The sequence below is a fragment of the Spirillospora sp. NPDC047418 genome (assembly GCF_040643275.1).
In the GTDB taxonomy this organism is placed as follows: Bacteria; Actinomycetota; Actinomycetes; order Streptosporangiales; family Streptosporangiaceae; genus Spirillospora.
Genome location: NZ_JBEYTW010000029.1, coordinates 17,309 through 32,968, shown reverse-complemented (window position 1 = coordinate 32,968; position 15,660 = coordinate 17,309). Strand labels below are relative to the sequence as shown.

General features: G+C 67.5%; 14 protein-coding genes and 1 tRNA gene. 1 reads left to right on the top strand and 14 read right to left on the bottom strand.

Translation table 11 applies throughout. The annotated features are described in order from the left end of the window. Positions 1-155: 155 nt before the first annotated feature. Positions 156-962, bottom strand: coding sequence for a hypothetical protein (locus tag ABZ806_RS19820; protein WP_500218779.1), 807 nt, complete (start codon positions 960-962; stop codon positions 156-158). A gap of 171 nt (positions 963-1,133) precedes the next feature. Here ABZ806_RS19820 and ABZ806_RS19815 point away from each other — a divergent pair. Continuing rightward, positions 1,134-1,207: transfer RNA gene (locus ABZ806_RS19815), tRNA-Pro, on the top strand. Between the two features lie 552 nt (positions 1,208-1,759). On the opposite strand, the gene ABZ806_RS19810 is transcribed toward ABZ806_RS19815, so the two are convergent. The 13 genes from ABZ806_RS19810 to ABZ806_RS19750 all read right to left on the bottom strand — a co-directional run bounded on the left by ABZ806_RS19810 (position 1,760) and on the right by ABZ806_RS19750 (position 15,636). Continuing rightward, positions 1,760-2,932, bottom strand: coding sequence for an acyl-CoA dehydrogenase family protein (locus ABZ806_RS19810; protein ID WP_500218778.1), 1,173 nt, complete (start codon positions 2,930-2,932; stop codon positions 1,760-1,762). 185 nt (positions 2,933-3,117) lie between these two features. Further along, positions 3,118-4,665, bottom strand: coding sequence for a long-chain-fatty-acid--CoA ligase (locus ABZ806_RS19805; protein WP_500218777.1), 1,548 nt, complete (start codon positions 4,663-4,665; stop codon positions 3,118-3,120). Positions 4,666-4,705: 40 nt separating this feature from the next. Beyond that, positions 4,706-6,262, bottom strand: coding sequence for a 4-hydroxyphenylacetate 3-hydroxylase family protein (locus ABZ806_RS19800; RefSeq protein ID WP_500218776.1), 1,557 nt, complete (start codon positions 6,260-6,262; stop codon positions 4,706-4,708). Between the two features lie 26 nt (positions 6,263-6,288). Next, positions 6,289-6,858 (bottom strand): flavin reductase family protein, encoded by a 570-nt coding sequence (locus ABZ806_RS19795; RefSeq protein WP_500218775.1) that lies wholly within the window; start codon positions 6,856-6,858, stop codon positions 6,289-6,291. A 49-nt stretch (positions 6,859-6,907) separates the two neighbouring features. Continuing rightward, a complete protein-coding gene (locus ABZ806_RS19790; protein ID WP_500218774.1) occupies positions 6,908-7,318 on the bottom strand; it encodes a RidA family protein in 411 nt (136 codons plus the stop codon). Continuing rightward, positions 7,315-8,211 (bottom strand): alpha/beta fold hydrolase, encoded by an 897-nt coding sequence (locus ABZ806_RS19785; protein ID WP_500218773.1) that lies wholly within the window; start codon positions 8,209-8,211, stop codon positions 7,315-7,317. The genes ABZ806_RS19790 and ABZ806_RS19785 overlap by 4 nt, the downstream gene beginning before the upstream one ends. Positions 8,212-8,217: 6 nt before the next feature. Further along, complete coding sequence (locus tag ABZ806_RS19780; RefSeq protein WP_500218772.1) at positions 8,218-8,943, bottom strand: ABC transporter ATP-binding protein; 726 nt, start codon at positions 8,941-8,943, stop codon at positions 8,218-8,220. Beyond that, a complete protein-coding gene (locus ABZ806_RS19775; RefSeq protein WP_500218771.1) occupies positions 8,936-10,786 on the bottom strand; it encodes a branched-chain amino acid ABC transporter ATP-binding protein/permease in 1,851 nt (616 codons plus the stop codon). Before ABZ806_RS19775 ends, ABZ806_RS19780 begins: the two co-directional genes overlap by 8 nt. Continuing rightward, positions 10,779-11,645, bottom strand: coding sequence for a branched-chain amino acid ABC transporter permease (locus ABZ806_RS19770; protein ID WP_500218770.1), 867 nt, complete (start codon positions 11,643-11,645; stop codon positions 10,779-10,781). The genes ABZ806_RS19775 and ABZ806_RS19770 overlap by 8 nt, the downstream gene beginning before the upstream one ends. Then, positions 11,642-12,850, bottom strand: coding sequence for an ABC transporter substrate-binding protein (locus tag ABZ806_RS19765; protein ID WP_500218769.1), 1,209 nt, complete (start codon positions 12,848-12,850; stop codon positions 11,642-11,644). Before ABZ806_RS19765 ends, ABZ806_RS19770 begins: the two co-directional genes overlap by 4 nt. Positions 12,851-12,931: 81 nt before the next feature. Next, positions 12,932-13,930 (bottom strand): VOC family protein, encoded by a 999-nt coding sequence (locus ABZ806_RS19760; protein WP_500218768.1) that lies wholly within the window; start codon positions 13,928-13,930, stop codon positions 12,932-12,934. Between the two features lie 33 nt (positions 13,931-13,963). Next, positions 13,964-14,716 (bottom strand): GntR family transcriptional regulator, encoded by a 753-nt coding sequence (locus tag ABZ806_RS19755; protein WP_500218767.1) that lies wholly within the window; start codon positions 14,714-14,716, stop codon positions 13,964-13,966. Further along, positions 14,713-15,636, bottom strand: a complete 924-nt coding sequence (locus tag ABZ806_RS19750) for a fumarylacetoacetate hydrolase family protein (protein ID WP_500218766.1) — start codon at positions 15,634-15,636, stop codon at positions 14,713-14,715. The genes ABZ806_RS19755 and ABZ806_RS19750 overlap by 4 nt, the downstream gene beginning before the upstream one ends. Positions 15,637-15,660 lie beyond the last annotated feature (24 nt).

Genomic DNA, 15,660 nt, shown 5'->3' with positions numbered 1-15,660 from the left:
CCTGGGAGAAAAAAGCTACATACGCCAGCGAGGGACTATTCGCCCACAACCTGGTAAACAGCCCAGATCTTTGCCATGGATTTCCGTTCCCGTCCGGCCGCACCGCTTCCGATGACCCAGTCGGGACGGAACCCTTCCCCGCCCTGTGACCCCCGTCACGCCGCCCGGTAGACGTCCCTGGTCAGCGTCGTGATCCGCGCCGCCGCCGCCCGGAACGACGACCCCTCCGGCTGCAGCGTCAGCACCACGATGATCCTGTCGCCCACCACCCCGGTCGTATGCAGCACGGGCCGTCCGAGCCCCAGATCGGGCCGCCAGGCCGCGGGCCGCGCCCCGGCACCCTCGCACGGCTCGGCCGGCACGTCCCCGAACCCGGACCACCCCTGCTTCACCGCCCGCGGCCCCTTCACCACCCGCGGGATCCCGAACGTCTGGTCGAACCCGTCCTTCCCGCAGGGCGTCGACCTCCGCAACTGCCCGAGCACGAACTCCCGGTGCGCCTTCGGCGCCTCGTCCAGCAGATACCGGTAGGTCCTCACCACGTCCCCGGCGCTGAGCGCCGTATACCCCCAGAACCCGGGCTTGTCCGCGGGCGGCGGCGCCGTCTCCGCCAGCCCCACCCTCCGCACCATCCGCTCGATGATCTTCCCCTGCCCGCCCCGCCGCCAGAACTCCGTCGCCGCGTGATCGTCACTCGACCTGAGCATCGGCACCAGCAGCGCCCGATCCGCCGCCGACGCCCGATGCCGCTCCAGGAAGTCCAGCGCGATGAGGATCTTCACCACCGAGGCCGACCGGAACGTCCGCCGCGGCTCCCGCTCCAGCACGACCCGCCCCGCCTTCCGATCGAAGACCGCATAAGAGGCCCGAACCCCCTCGGGCACCCGCACCACGGGCGCCTCCGGCGCGGACGCGTCCGCCCCCGGCACCTCCGCCGCCCCGGACTCAGGACTCCCGCCCACCGACCGTTCCCCTCCCCCACATCCGCACACCAACCCGAGGCAAACGACCCCGACCACCACGGCCCGCGAAGACACCATCCGCCCTCCCTACCAGAGATCACCGCCCCCACAACCCGGTACGCACGACCCCGCGGACTGCGCTACAGTAATCACGCCCGCTCACCCGGGCACCGGGACGTGGCGCAGTTTGGTAGCGCACTTGACTGGGGGTCAAGGGGTCGTGGGTTCAAATCCCGCCGTCCCGACAGGAAAGACCAGCTCAGAGGCCGTTTCCTCCACACGGAGGACCGGCCTCTTGATCGTTTGTTAGCCGTTCGTTAGCGAACTCGGCCGCCCCTCGCGGCACTCGCCCGGTTCACACGGGACCAGGAAGACCGGCATCCGCCCAAGGCGGCCCACCAGATGTTCACACGTCCCGGCGCCCGGCTGTCCGCCCCGGCGACCTGCGATGCATCCCGATCGGCGCCGCGAGGGCCTCTCACGGCGGCTGGCCCCCTTCGTAGAACCCTGTCCCTGCCGAAAACTACATCCGCGCAGGTCACGCCACATGCTCGTACTCGTTGAGGACTCCGCCGAGGCGTTGGCGTCTTGCACGTCCAGAGGGGCAATCTGGTCGGGGTCGGTGATCGGCGGAGGCAGCGGGGTGCATGGTCGGGCGTTCGCGGTGCCGCCACCGGCCGTCACAGCTCTCAACCTGCACGGATGTAGTTTTCGGCAGGGACAGGGCTCAAGGGCGCTGGTATACCGCGGGTTTCAAAGCGCTTGCATCTTCGTCCGGGTCGGCGTGCATGCCGCCCTCATTTGAAGGCGGCGTGGCCGGTCAGAGCCTTGCCGATGACCAATTGGTGGATTTCCGAGGTGCCCTCGTAGGTGAGCACCGACTCAAGGTTGTTCGCGTGTCGCATCACCGGGTAGTCCAGGGTGATCCCGGCGGCCGCGAGGATCGTGCGGCACTCCCGGGCGATCTTGATGGCCTCGCGAACGTTGTTCAGCTTGCCGAGGCTGACCTGCTCGGGCTGGAGGCGCCCGGCATCCTTGAGCCGGCCTAGGTGCAGAGCGAGCAGCATTCCCTTCCCGAGTTCCAGGGCCATGTCCGCCAGTTTGGCCTGGGTCAGCTGGTAGGCCGCGAGTTTCCGGTCGAAGATGTCCCGCTCCTGCGCGTAGGCGATCGCTGTCTCCAGACAGTCGCGGGCGGCACCGAGCGAGCCGAACACGATGCCGTAGCGGGCTTCGTTCAGGCATGACAGGGGGCCGGACAGGCCGCGGGCTTCGGGCAGCATCGCCGAGTCGGGAAGCCGGACCTGGTCCAGCACTAGTTCACTGGTCACCGAGGCGCGCAGGGACAGCTTCCTCTTGATCTCCGGGGCCGAGAAGCCGGGGGTGTCCGCTGGGACCAGGAAGCCGCGCACCTTGTCGTCCGTCTGGGCCCACACGACGGCTACATCGGCGACGGAGCCGTTCGTGATCCACATCTTACTTCCGTTCAGCACCCAGTCGCCGCCGGCGCGGGTGGCGCGGGTGAGCATCCCGGCGGGGTTGGAACCGAAGTCCGGCTCCGTCAGACCGAAGCAGCCGACAGCCTCACCCGCGGCCATCCGCGGCAGCCACTCTTGCTTCTGCTCCTCTGAGCCCCACTGGTGAACGGCGAACATCGCCAGCGAGCCCTGGACGCTGACCAGCGATCGCAGCCCGGAGTCGCCGGCCTCCAACTCCAGGCATGCCAGCCCGTACGCCGTGGCGGAAGTGCCGGCGCACCCGTAACCGTCCAGGTGCATGCCGAGCACCCCCAGCCCGCCCAACTCGCGGGCCAATTCACGGGCGGGGATCGATCCGGACTCGTACCACTCCCCCAACTCGGGCCGGATCCGCTCATCGACGAAGCGACGGACCGTGTCGCGTATCGCACGGTCTTCTTCGCCGATCAGGGAGTCGGCCTCGAACAGGCCCAGGGGGGTGCGGGTGTCGGCCATGGGAGGGGAGGCTCCTTCTGGAACGCTGTTGAACGGTTTCGGGCAGGCCGGCGCCGGGATACTCGTGCATGCGGCGGCATCCTGCATAGAGCCCTGGCCCTCCGAGGTGGCGCGTTGCCGCTGATCATTTCGGGCCAGGGCCGGGGTGTTCCGACGCCGCCGCGCGAGCGGCTTCGGATGGCGTGTCAGCTGAGCACGCGCTTGAGGATCTTTCCCGTCGACGTCATCGGCAGCGCATCGACGAACTCGACGATCCGGGGGTATTTGTAGGCGGCCATCATGTCCTTGGCCCACTCGACGAGTTCCGCCTCAGTGGTGGGATCGCCGCCGTTCTTGACGATCACCGCCTTGATCTCCTCGCCGTGGGACGGGTGCTCGATGCCGATCACGGCGGTCATCGAGACCGCGGGGTGGGTCAGGAGGACTTCCTCGACCTCGCGCGGGTAGACGTTGAACCCGCCGCGAATGATCATGTCCTTGGATCTGTCGACGATCCGGTAGAACCCGTCCGCGTCCCTGGTCGCCAGGTCACCGCTCCGGAACCAGCCATCGCGCATGACCTCGGTGGTGGCCTCTGGGCGCTTGTAGTAACCCTTCATGATGTTGTGGCCCTTGATCGCGATCTCGCCGATCTCGTCCTCGCCACCGGGGACTTCCGTCCAGTCGTCGCGGATGAGCTTCATCTCGACTCCGGGGATGGGCACCCCGATCGAGCCGACGCGCGGCTCCTCGCCGTAAGGGGAGAAGCTGGCCACCGGAGAGGTCTCCGAGAGCCCGTAACCTTCCAGGATCTTCACCCCGAAGCGCTGTTCGAACCGGCGGTGGATCTCGGTCGGCAGCGAGGCGCCGCCGGACGCCGCCACGCGGAGGTGTTCGGCCAGGGAGTCGGCGTCCGGTGCATCGGCGGCCTTGTCGAGTAGGCCCCAGTACATGGTGGGCACACCGGCGAAGAAGGTGACCCTGTGCTGTTTCATGAGCGTCAGCGCCTCGCGCGCGTCGAACCGCGGCAGCATGACCAGCGTGCCGCCGAACGCGAACCCGGCGTTCTGGATCACGGTCTGGCCGAAGGAGTGGAACAGCGGCAGGGTGCACAGGTAGACGTCCGGTCGCTGCGCGTCCGCCCGGAAGAGCGCCTTGCTGACCAGCGCGTTGTCGCGCATGTTCCGGTGTCTCAGCTCGGCGCCCTTGGGTTGTCCCGTCGTGCCGGAGGTGTAGAGGATCACGGCGGTGTCCTCGTCGGAGCGTTCCAGCGACGGGAATCGCGGTGCTGCGGTGGCGAGGAGCGTGTCGAGATCCTCGCCCCCGCCGACGCCGTCATCGCCGGCTCCTCCCATGAGGAACAGCTCGGCGCATCCGTCCACCTTCTCGAAGGCCGCCCGCGCGTGGTCGGCGAGGGGCAGCGCCGTGTCCCCGCGGAAGGCGAAGTAGGCCCGCGAGTCCGAATCGGCCAGGTGGTAGGCGATCTCGTCCGGTTTCAACAGGATGTTCAGCGGCACCACCGTCGCACCGGCCTTCAGGATCCCGTAGTACACGATCGAGAAGTACGGCGTGTTGGGACACGACAGGGCGATCTTGTCACCCGGCCTCGTCCCGCGGTCGGCGAGCAGGCCGGCCACCCGGCTCGCAGCCGCGTCCAGCTCCCGGTACGTCATCCGGCCACCGGCGTGGACGATGGCGGTGCGGTCACCGAACTCCTGTGCGGTGCCTTCGAGGACTTGCGCCAGGTTCGACATGCTCAAACTCCTTCATTTCCCCGGCGGACGGCTTCTGTGGTCAGCGGGGGTCGATGAGGTCGGGGGCGGTCCAGCCGTTGACGTCGTACTCCGACATGCACTCGTCCACCATCGACATGAAGCCGTCGAGCTGGCCGGTCGCCTGGGCGCCCTTGTAGCTCAGCATCTTGACCATCTCGTGGCTCCCGCCGTAGTTGCGCTCGTACAGTTCGTGCCGGCTGCCGAACTCCGAACCCATGGCGTCCCAGATGAGCTTGATGACCTTCATCCGCTCGTCCCCGGTCGCTCCGTTGCTGCCGCGGGCGTACTTGTCGAGGTAGCCCGCCAGCTCGTCGGAGCCGAAGTCGCTGCTGTGGGAGTTGGTGTAGATCAGTGCGCTGGCTAGGTCCTGCTGGAAGATCTCACGCACGCGCGGGTACAGCACGCCGAGCATGACGCGGAAGACCTCACCGGCCTCGGCGTTCGGCACGACCGAACCGTCGGGCCAGCGCTCGGCGCCCTTGACCATGGCCCTGGCCAGCGTCCAGAACAGGTGGCGGTAGGTGATCATCTCGCCGATGCGAACCTGGACCCCGTAGAAGTCCTTGGCACCGGTCATCTCCAGGCCCTTGAGGAACAGCCCGCAGATGAAGTCGAGCTTGACCGCCAGCCGGACGCATCCCTGCAGCCTGCCGCGCAGCGCGAATCCCGAGCCGATGAAGAAGGAGTTCGCCTTCTCGATGTCGTCGTAGCAGAACACGTCCTCCCACGGGACGAGCACCTTGTCGAACACGAGGATCGCGTCGTTCTCGTCCAGGCGGCTCGACAGCGGGTTGTCGAACGGGCTGCCGCTGACGGCGGCGTTGTACTCGTAGGAAGGGCGGCAGATCAGCTTCACTCCCCGGGCGTTCATCGGAACCGCGAAAGTGCCGGAGAACGCCTTGTCGCGCACCGGCAGCGGTCCCGCGTTGCTGATGAAGTTCATCTGCGAGTGGACCGAGCCTGTCGCGACGACCTTCGCGCCCGAGACGATGAGTCCGGCGTCGGTCTCCTCCTCCACGTGCATGTAGGCGTCCCGGACCTCCTCCATCGGGCGGTTCCGGTCGATCGGGGGGTTGACGATGGCGTGGTTGAAGAAGGTGACCTGTTCCTGCGCCTTCCGGTACCAGCGCTTCGCGTTCTCCTGGTATGGCGAGTAGTACTCCTCGTTCGAGCCGAGCGTTGTGAGGAAGGCGGCTTTGAAGTCGGGCGTCCGGCCCATCCAGCCGTAGGTCATCCGCGCCCAGGTCTCGCAGGCGTCCGCGCCCCGCTGCAGGTCCTCGACCGTGTAGGGCGCCCGGAAGAATCCGTGCGTGTAGCCGTTGCTTCCCGTGTCGGTGGCGACGATCAGGTTCTTGTTGCGCTCGGTGTCGTGCAGGGCGTCGTAGAGCCGTGCGATCATCCTGCCGCTGTTCCGGAAGGCGATGTGGGAGGTGACGTCGGCGACCTTCTCGCCCTGGAACCACACCTCGCGTCCGTCGCGCAGGCTCTCCAGGTATTCCGCTCCGGTCGGCGGCTTGGATCCCGGGTTCTCCAGGATTTCGGACGTGACGTCCCAGTCGCGCTGCTCTTCCGTCATTGTGGAACTCCCCCTTTGTGGTGCTTCTACCAGGAAAAAGAAAGGTTCTGTTGCATCGCCGCGATCAGTTCGTTGCTCGCGGCCCAGCTGCGTTCACCGCTCTCGACGCGGCAGAATCCGCCGCCGAAGAAGCCGAGGGGCCGCGGCTCGGCCGCCCGGCCCTCGGACGCGTCGACGACCTCGCCGATGAACAGCCGGTGGTCTCCGGCCTCGTGCACGGCCCAGGGGACGCAGACGATGTAGGCCAGGCAGTCCCGGAGGACGGGCGGCCCGTCTCGCCCAGGTTCGTCCCGGCCGCCGGTTCCGGTGAAGGAGTCCCTGACCGAGGACTGCGGGGCGCCGGCGAAGTGCAGCGCCAGGTCCCGTTGCCCGGCGCTCAGGATGTTGATCGCGAACGGACGGTCGTGCAGGTTGGCGCACGCTTTGGAGCGCCGGTCCAGGCTGACCAGTGCCAGGGGCGGTTGCAGGGACACCGACGTGAAGGAGTTCACGGTCGCACCGCGCGGCACACCGTCGGCCTGGTAGGTCACGACCGTCACGCCGGTGGCGAACTTGCCGAACACCTGGCGTAGTTCCCGTGGATCGATCCGGGTCATGAGGGCCACCTCCTCTCGCTGTCCGTCCACGACGTGGACCCGGCGTTCGTTAGGCAACCGCCACCCCTTCGATCTCGAGCAGCAGTTCGGGCCAGACGAGGCCGGAGACGATGAGGAGGCTGTTGGCCGGGTACGGGCCGTCCGGCAGGAACTCCTCGAACACCTTCGACCGGGTCGCGTTGAATCCCGGAATGTCCTCGCGGTTCACGACGAAACAGGTCAGCTTGACGACGTTCGACCACTTCAGCCCGTCCACGGCCAGGACCCTGGTGAGGTTGTCGAAGACCGCGACGGTCTGCTCCTCGATGGTCGTTCCCACCACCTCGCCGGACGCGTTCACGGCGCACTGGCCCGCGATGTGGTAGGTGGAGCGCGCATTGTCGCTGCGGACCAGGAGGGAGTAGGGAGCGATCGGCGCGCTCACACCGTCGGCCTGCGAGAACGTGGTCAGCTCACTCATTGTTCGGCTTCTTTCTCTTCGGTTCGTTCGTCGGTGTCCAGGAACGCCAGCACGAGTTCGTTGAACACGTCCGGTTGCTCGAATTGCGGCCAGTGCCCCGCCATGCTGATTTCTGCGTACGACGCATCCGGGATGTACCGGCTCAACCGGAGCGAGGTCCGCGGTGGGACGATCCGGTCGGCGTCGCCGCTCAACACCAGGGTCGGGCAGGAGATACGGCCCAGTTCTTCGGGCCTGAGAAGATTCCGGGACCGCACGGCGGGGTCCTGCAACCGCAGCGCGTAGTCCATTCGCTGTCCCGCGTCGGCCTGCGAGTAGATGGCCATGCGGCAGTGGACCAGTTCGTCGGTGGCGTGCTCGGGGCGGCCCATGATGGCTTCCAGCCGGCGCCGCACCGAAGCCTCCGTCGCATGCTGGACCGCGTCCAGGCTCTGCTTGCGGACGGCCCACATCCTCGACACATCGCTGTCGAGGCCGCCGGCGCCGACGAGCACCAGCCGCCGGACCCGCGCACCGTTCCGCGCGGCGAACCGGCCGGCGATCCAGCCGCCGAGGGACTGGCCGCAGAGCAGCAGGTCGGAGATGCCCAGTTCCTCGGTGATCCCCTCCAGGTGGGTGAGGTAGTCGGCGATCTCGTACGCCCGTTCGGGGGCGCTGGACCAGCCGTGTGCAGGCAGGTCGTAGAGGATCACCCGGTGGCGCTCGGCCAGCGCGGCCGCGTTGTGGACGAAGGCCTCGGCATGCCCGCCGGTGCCGTGCACCATGATCAGCGGGGGCGCGCCGGCCTCCCCGAACTCGAGGATGCGGGTCGAGACACCGTCAATGTGCTTCCAGTACGTGCGTGAGGGCACGTTCGCGGTGGAGGACCAGAAATGGTCCGTACGTTCGGGCACAGCCCCTCACCCGCCGCTCTTCGACAGGTAGCTCTCCTGGATCCGCGGGTCGCTCCGCACCTCCGCGGACGGCCCGCTCAGCGCGACCCTGCCGGATTCCAGGATGTAGGCGTGCTGGGCCAGTGCCAGCGCGACGCGCGCATTCTGCTCTACCAGCGCGATGGTGATGCCTTCGGCTCCGATACCGCGGATCAGCCCGGCGATCTCCAGGACCATCTTGGGGGACAGACCGAGCGTCGGCTCGTCGAGGAGCAGCACCCGCGGGTCGCGCATGAGCGCGCGTCCGATGGCCAGCATCTGCTGCTGGCCGCCGCTGAGCGTCCCGGCGGCCTGGGACCGGCGCTCGTGGAGCAGCGGAAGCCGGTCGAAGACGCCTTGCAGCCGGGTGGCGACGTCGCGGCGCCGGCGGTCGTGCTGGGCACCGATGAGGAGGTTCTCCTCGACGCTCATCTGCGGGAACACGCGGCGTCCTTCCGGCGAGTAGCCGACGCCGGGACGAATCACGGCGGTACGCCGCCTGGACTGTTCGGTCCCGTCCATGACGACGGTTCCCTCCGAGACCCGGTGCAGGCCGGCCATGACGTTCAGCGTCGTGGTCTTCCCCGCGCCGTTCGCGCCGATGATCGCCGTCGTGGACCCGGACGGCAGCGCCATCGTGACGCCCGAGAGCGCCTGCACCGGCCCGTAGGCCGCCGATACCGACCGCATCTCCAAGGAGATCGCCTCAGACATGTTCGAATCCCTCCAAGGACCCGCCCAGGTACGCCTCGACGACGCGTGGATCGCTGGTGACGTCCTCCGGTGTCCCGTCCGCGATGACGCGGCCGAAGTCGAGCACGACGAGCCGGTCGCAGAGGTCCGTCACGGCGCTCATCCGGTGCTCGATGAGGACGATCGTCGTCTCGCCCGACTGCGCCAGGGCACGGAGCAGTTCGGTCATCTCCTGGACTTCCGGGTCGGTGAGGCCGGCCATGGGCTCGTCCAGGAACAGCATCCGCGGCCTGGTAGCCATGCCGATGGCGACGCCCAGCCGCTTCCGCGCACCGTACGGCAGGTCATCGGCGGCGGTCCCGGCCCAGTTCGCCATGTCGAAGCGGTCGAGCAGCGACTGGGCTTCGGCCAGGGCCGTCCCGTCCCGCCTGACCGGCTGGAGGCGGTGCAGCGGCCCGCTGCGCCGGCTCCGGCAGGCGACCACCAGGTTCTCGAACACGGAGAGTTCGCCGAACACGCTCGAGTGCTGGAAGGTGCGGGTCAGTCCGTGGCGGACGATCTTCGCGGGCCCGAGCCCATTGAGACGGCGTTCACCGAGCGCGATCGTGCCTTCCGACGGGGCGTCGAAGCCACTGATCAGGTTGAACAGGGTGGTCTTACCGGCGCCGTTCGGGCCGATGATGCCCAGCGTCTCACCCGGCAGGACACTGAACGAGACGTCATCAAGGGCCTGCAGGCCACCGAAGCTCTTCGACACGCCAGACAGCCGCAGGACCTGGCCTTCCGGAGGCTCCCCGCCACGGGCAGGCGCCTCCTGCGCGAGCTTGTGAGCCGCCTTGTGAACGCCCGTTGGAATGTCCTCGGGACGCGGGCGGACGTCCGGCTGGACACGGTCGTGGAGCGTCACCGCCGCCGTCCGGACGCCGAATCGGCGCCCGAGCGTGGTGACGATCCCGGTCGGGACCGCCATGAGAATGGCCAGCGTCGCGGCGGCCGTGAAGATGGCGACATATTCCTCGGACCAGTTCGCCAATACCGGGATCACGGCGAGCACGAACGTTCCGACCAGCGTGCCGACGAGGTACCGGGATCCTCCGATGATCACGTACATCAGCACGTAGACCGACAGCCAGAACGAGAAGCTGGACGGCGCGATGAAGGACACGTAGCCGGCGTAGAAGGAGCCCGCGACACCCGCGAAGAGGGCGCCGACCGCGAAGGCGACCAGCATGTTCGGGAAGGGCGAGATGCCGATCGACTGGGCGAGTTCCCGTGACTGGCCGAGCGCCTTGAGCCCGAGCCCCCAGCGGGACGACTCGATGAAGAGGAAGACCGCGAAGACGAGGGCGGCGAGCGCGAACGTGACCCAGTACCAGCTGGCGAGCGAGTCGACTCCAGCTGGGGACGAGATGCCGACGATGCCCGAGAAGCCGCCGGTGAGCCCCGTCCAGGACTCGATGATCGACGACGCGACGATCAGGAAACCGAACGTCATGAGCAGGAAGTAGGAGCCGCTGGTCCGGAAGCTCGACACCCCGATGATCAGGGCGCCGACCGCCGCCACGAGGCCGCCGAGAGGAACGGTGAACCAGAACGGCATGCCGTGCTGCGTGGTCAGGATGCCGGTGGTGTAGGCGCCGAAGGCGTAGAACGCGCCATGGCACAGGGCTGCCTCGCCGGCCAGCATGAGAAGCCTGAGACTGACGGCCATGATCAACGACAGGAACGCGAGGACGGCGACGTTGAGGTAGTACTCACCCGCCGCCAGGCCGAAGGCGGCACCCGCGAGAAGGCCCAGGGCGGCGCTGATCCTGCCCCATTGCCGCAGGCCTGCGGGCCGGCCGGCCCGAACGCTGTCAGGCATTTCCGAACACCCCCCGGGGTCGCAGGGCCAGGAAGCAGAGCGCGACGGCGAAGCTGCTCCACACGGCCGCTTCAGGGACCCAGTACGTCGAGATCGCGCTCTGCAGCAGTCCGATCGCCACGGCGACGATGAGGCTTCCCTTGACACTGCCCATGCCGGCGACGATGACGATCACGAAGGCCAGCAGCAGGGGCGGCTGCCCCATCGAGGGCAGGAGCACCTGCTGCGGCGCCACCAGGGCGCCGGCGGCTCCGGCGAGCGCACCGCCGATCGCGAACGTCATGATCATCACCCGGCGGACGGCGATCCCCTGCAGTCGCGCCGCGAAGGGATCCTGCTGCGTCGCCCGCAGGGCCCGTCCGTGCCGGGTCCGGGTCACGAACAGGTGCAGTGCCGTCACCAGCACGACCGCGATCGCGATGATCAGAATGCGCTGGGCTTCGAGGTAAACGCCGCCGAGCGCCACCACGGTGGTGAACGGGCCCGCGACATTCTTCGGCGAAGCCCCGAACCAGACCAGCGCCAGGTTCTCCAGCAGCAGCGCCAGCAGGATGCCGGCGATCGCGCCCTCGAGCAGCAGGCCCTGGAACCTCCGGAAGACGGTGGCGGCCAGCGCCGCGCTGATGGCCGCGACGGTCACCGTCGCCGCCACCAGCGCCGCGAAGTAGCTCTGCTCCAGGACCTCGACCACGAAGTAGGTGGTGTAGGCACCGAACATGAACAGCACGCCGTGCGCGAAGTTCACCACGTGGAGGACCCCGAAGACCATCGTCAGGCCCACCGCGATGAGAGCCAGCGTCGCTCCGAGAGACAGCCCGTTGAAGAGCATCTGGAGGAACGAGGCGATGGAGGGGTTCACCAGCGGTTCGCCTCCGCCGCCGGCACCACCGTGACCTGCTTGAGGGTGCCGTCCTTCTGGATCTCGGCCACCGGGAAGTCCATCTCGATGACCTGGTTCAGGCCGTACTTGTCCTTGCCCCCGTACCGGACCTCGCCCACCGCGCCGTCGAAGCTGACCTCTTGCATGGCCGCACTGACCTTCTTGGTGTCGAGGGTGCCCGCCTTCTCGATGGCCGCCTTCAGCAGGAAGAGGTTGTCGTAGGCCAGAGCGCTCCACCCCTGCGAGGGGTCACCGCCCTTGTGCTTCGAGATGTTGTCGGTCCAGTACTTGCCTTCCTCGCTGGTGAAGGCTCCGAAGAACGGCGACGACACGCTCCCCTCGACGCCCTCCTTCCCGGCGGCCTCGACGACGGCCGGCAGGTAGACGGTGTCGGGGAAGACGAAGTCCCCCTTGTACCCGAGCTGGCGCGCCGTCTTTACGATCCCGGCGTACTGGGACGGAGGCGTGCCACCGAACTGGATGACGTCGGGGCTCTTTGGCAGCACCTGGTTCAGCACCGGCGCGAAGTCCGTTGCGTCGCGGGAGATGAAGACGCTCGAAGGCGTGGCGCCCAGTGACTTCGTGATCCCGTCGCTCTGCTTGGCGATGATCCGTCCGACCTCATCGTCGGTGAAGATCCCGAGCACCTTCTGCACCTTCGCATCCTTCGACTTCAGGTAGGAGAGCGAGGCTCCGAAGGACCGGGAGATGTCGTAGTAGAGCCGGAATGTGGTCGGGTGGTCCTTGCCGAGGTACTGGTCACCGCCGGCCAGCGCCATCACCATGACGTCGCGCTTCTCCGCGACCGGTTGCACGGCGGGAACGATCGAGCCGCCGTCCACTTGGAGGAAGGAGACGCCGTCCTTGGTGATCGCCTGGTTGGCGGCCGTCACCGCCTTGGTGGGGTCATAGGCGTGGTCGTAGCTCTTGAATTCGAACTTGTACGTCTTTCCGTCGACCTTGACTCCGCCGGAGGCGTTGATGCGCTCGACGGCCGCCGCCATGGACGCGTTCTGCGGTCCCCCGAAAGCCGCCGCGGGGCCGCTCAGGGCGGCGACGAGCCCCACCTTGATGCTCTCCGCACCGTCGCTCGAGGCGCCCTCGCCGCAGCCCGTCATCCCCAGGGCGATTGTCGTGGCAGCGGCCACGGCGATCGTTGCTCTTCTCGTTGGACGCAGCTTCATGCCGTTCTCCTCTTGCTTGTGTCCGCCGCGTACGACGTCCATATGGGTGCACACCCCTGAGGAAGTACGCGTCGCCGGTCCTCAGACCAGAAAGGCCGGATCATTCGGCGGGTTCTGCAGTCCCGCGGCGTCTCGCGACTGCTGGAAGTAAAATTCGAACAGGATTCCGTCGGGGTCCCTGACGCACACGCTCTGCTTGGTGGCGTGGACGATCTGGCCCTCGACCCGGGCGCCGGCCTCGCGCAGTCTTTCCATGGCGGTCTCCAGCTCGATGGGACCGCTCAACTCGAAGCCGAAATGGTGCATCCGGGGAGTGGCCGCACCTTCCTCGATCTGGAAGAGCCCCAGGTCCCAGGAACCGACCGTCCCGGCGAAGACCGCGTAGCCGTCCTCGGCCGAGCCGGCGACGAGCGTCAACCCGACGATGCCGGTGTAGAAGTCGATGGACGTGGCCAGGTCCTTGACGAAAAGGGAGGCACGCGCAGCCCGATGGGGTTGCAATGGTGCGCCTTCAACGGTCCGGCGGTCGGTCTCGACGACGTATTTGGGAACGTCCGAGGCGACCGCGGGATCGGGCGTCCAGTCGCCCGTCAGCAACTGCTCGCTCTTCTCTTCCATGATGGCGCGCCAGTCGTCCTGCGAATCGGCATAGAACTCGAGGTAGTAGCCGTCGGGATCGAACATGTAGACGCTGTAGGCGATCGTGTGGTCCACCGTCCGGTGAACGGGCGCACCGGCGGCCATGGCCCGCTCGTACGCAGCGACGAGGTGCGCCTCACTCTCCATCTCCAGGCCGATATGGTTGAGCCCCGGCTTACGCTCTTCCTTCACGGGAACCTGCACTTGGCCGTCACGGCCGATCAGCGTCTTCTTCGGAATTTCGATGAGGCCGACGTCGTGATGGCTGTTGCCATTGCTCAGGAAACCCGCGCCGATGCCGGGCTCACGGAAGACGACCTGGAGGCCGAAGACGCGCTCGTAGTAGTCCATGGAGCGTTCCAGGTCGCTGACGAAGAAGTTTCCGTGCCCGATCCGGCGGGGCTTGAACTTGACGTCCTGCACCCTCGTGGACACGTTCATGAGCGGGCTCCCATCTGAGAGTCGAAGCGTGGACTAGCGGCTTGCGGACAGGTCGGGCGGGCAGACGGTCTTCAGCGCCGTCCTGATCGCCACGGGGTCGTGTCCGGGATCGGTCGCGGCGACCATGGTGAGCGCGGTCTGCGCCAGGTGCCTGGCCATGCGCTCGCTGGCGGCCTGGGCGTTCCCGCTCTGGCACGCGTTCAGGATCTCTTCGTGCTCCACAGCCGACCGGGTCCAGGCCTCGCCAGGGCGGCGAGTGACGTACAGGCTCCTGAACCGCCGTCCATGAGACTGCAGCTGATCGATGTGGCGCACGAGTTGCGCGCCCGCCTCCTCGATCAGTCCGTCATGGAATCGCTGATGGGGAATCTCCCATCCATCGAAGTCACCGCGCTCCGCGCACTCGTCCATCTCCACAAGGCACACTCGCAGCGCGGCGATCCGCTCCGCGTCGAGATGGGGCACGGTCAGGCGCACACCGAACGCCTCCAGCACGATGCGGCCGGCATAGGAGTGCTCGAGATCGGTCACCGAAAGCGACGCGACGCGCATCCGGCGATTACGCTCGGACTCGACCAGCCCCTCTGCCTCGAGCATCCGCAGCGCTTCCCGGAGCGGGGTGCGGCTCACCTGCAACTGCTCGGCGAGCTGGACTTGCGACAGCGGTGTACCGGCGGCGAGCTGCCCGGAGAAGATCAGTTCGCGGAGGATCGCCCGGATCTGTTCGGGACCTTCAAGCCCGTCAACGGCCAGACTGGAACCTGCCAGGTCGAATGGACTGCTCATCGGCGCTCGTCCTCACCCTGAGGGCCGCCCACGGCGGCCACCGTGTTCACCAGCCGGCCGACTCCGTCGATCTCGACGGCCACTTCATCCCCTGCCTGCAGCCATCTGGGCGGGTCGAACGACATGCCGACACCGTGCGGGGTCCCGGTCGCGATGATGTCCCCGACCTCGAGGGTCATCAGCGTGCTGACCTCGGCGATGATCTCCGCGATGGAGAACGTCATGTCCCCGATCCGCGCCTTCTGCACGGTGTCCCCGTTGACCCGTGTCACGATGTGCGACTGGGCGAGGTCCTGAACTTCGTCAACGGTCACCAGAGCGGGGCCGCACGGCGCGAATGAGTCACAGCTCTTGCCCGGCAGCCACTGGCTTCCTCGCAACTGGAGGTCCCGGGCGCTCACGTCATTGAAGACCATGTAGCCGGCGACCCGCTCCAATGCCTCTTCCTGCGGGACGTCCTTGCATCGCCGCCCGATAACGACGGCCAACTCTCCCTCGTAGTCGAGCTGTGTCGTCCTTGCGGGTGGCACGATCCGCTCGTTCGAGCCGATCAGTGCGTTGCGGTACTTGGGGAAGATCTCCGGGAAGCCGGGCGCCTTGAGGCCCACCTCGGCGACGTGCCGCGGGTAGTTCAGGCCAATGCAGATGATCTTGTCGGGGTCCGGAATCGGCGGGCCCCACCGGACGGCCTCCGCCGGAACCACCCTGCCGTCGACCCCTTGTCGCATGGCCTGCGCTTGCACCACGTTCAAGTCGGCGGCGGACACCGACTCAAGGACACTTCGCACGGAGACCCACGGGTTCGCCAGCCCCTCCGCCAGCCCAGACTCTGTCGCGGCATCGGCAAGGTCGACCACGTTCCCCTCGACCAGAAGCCCCGCGCGCCACGCGGCATCTCGCTCGTACGTGACCAACCTCATCGCTTTGACGCTCCAGTCTGTATA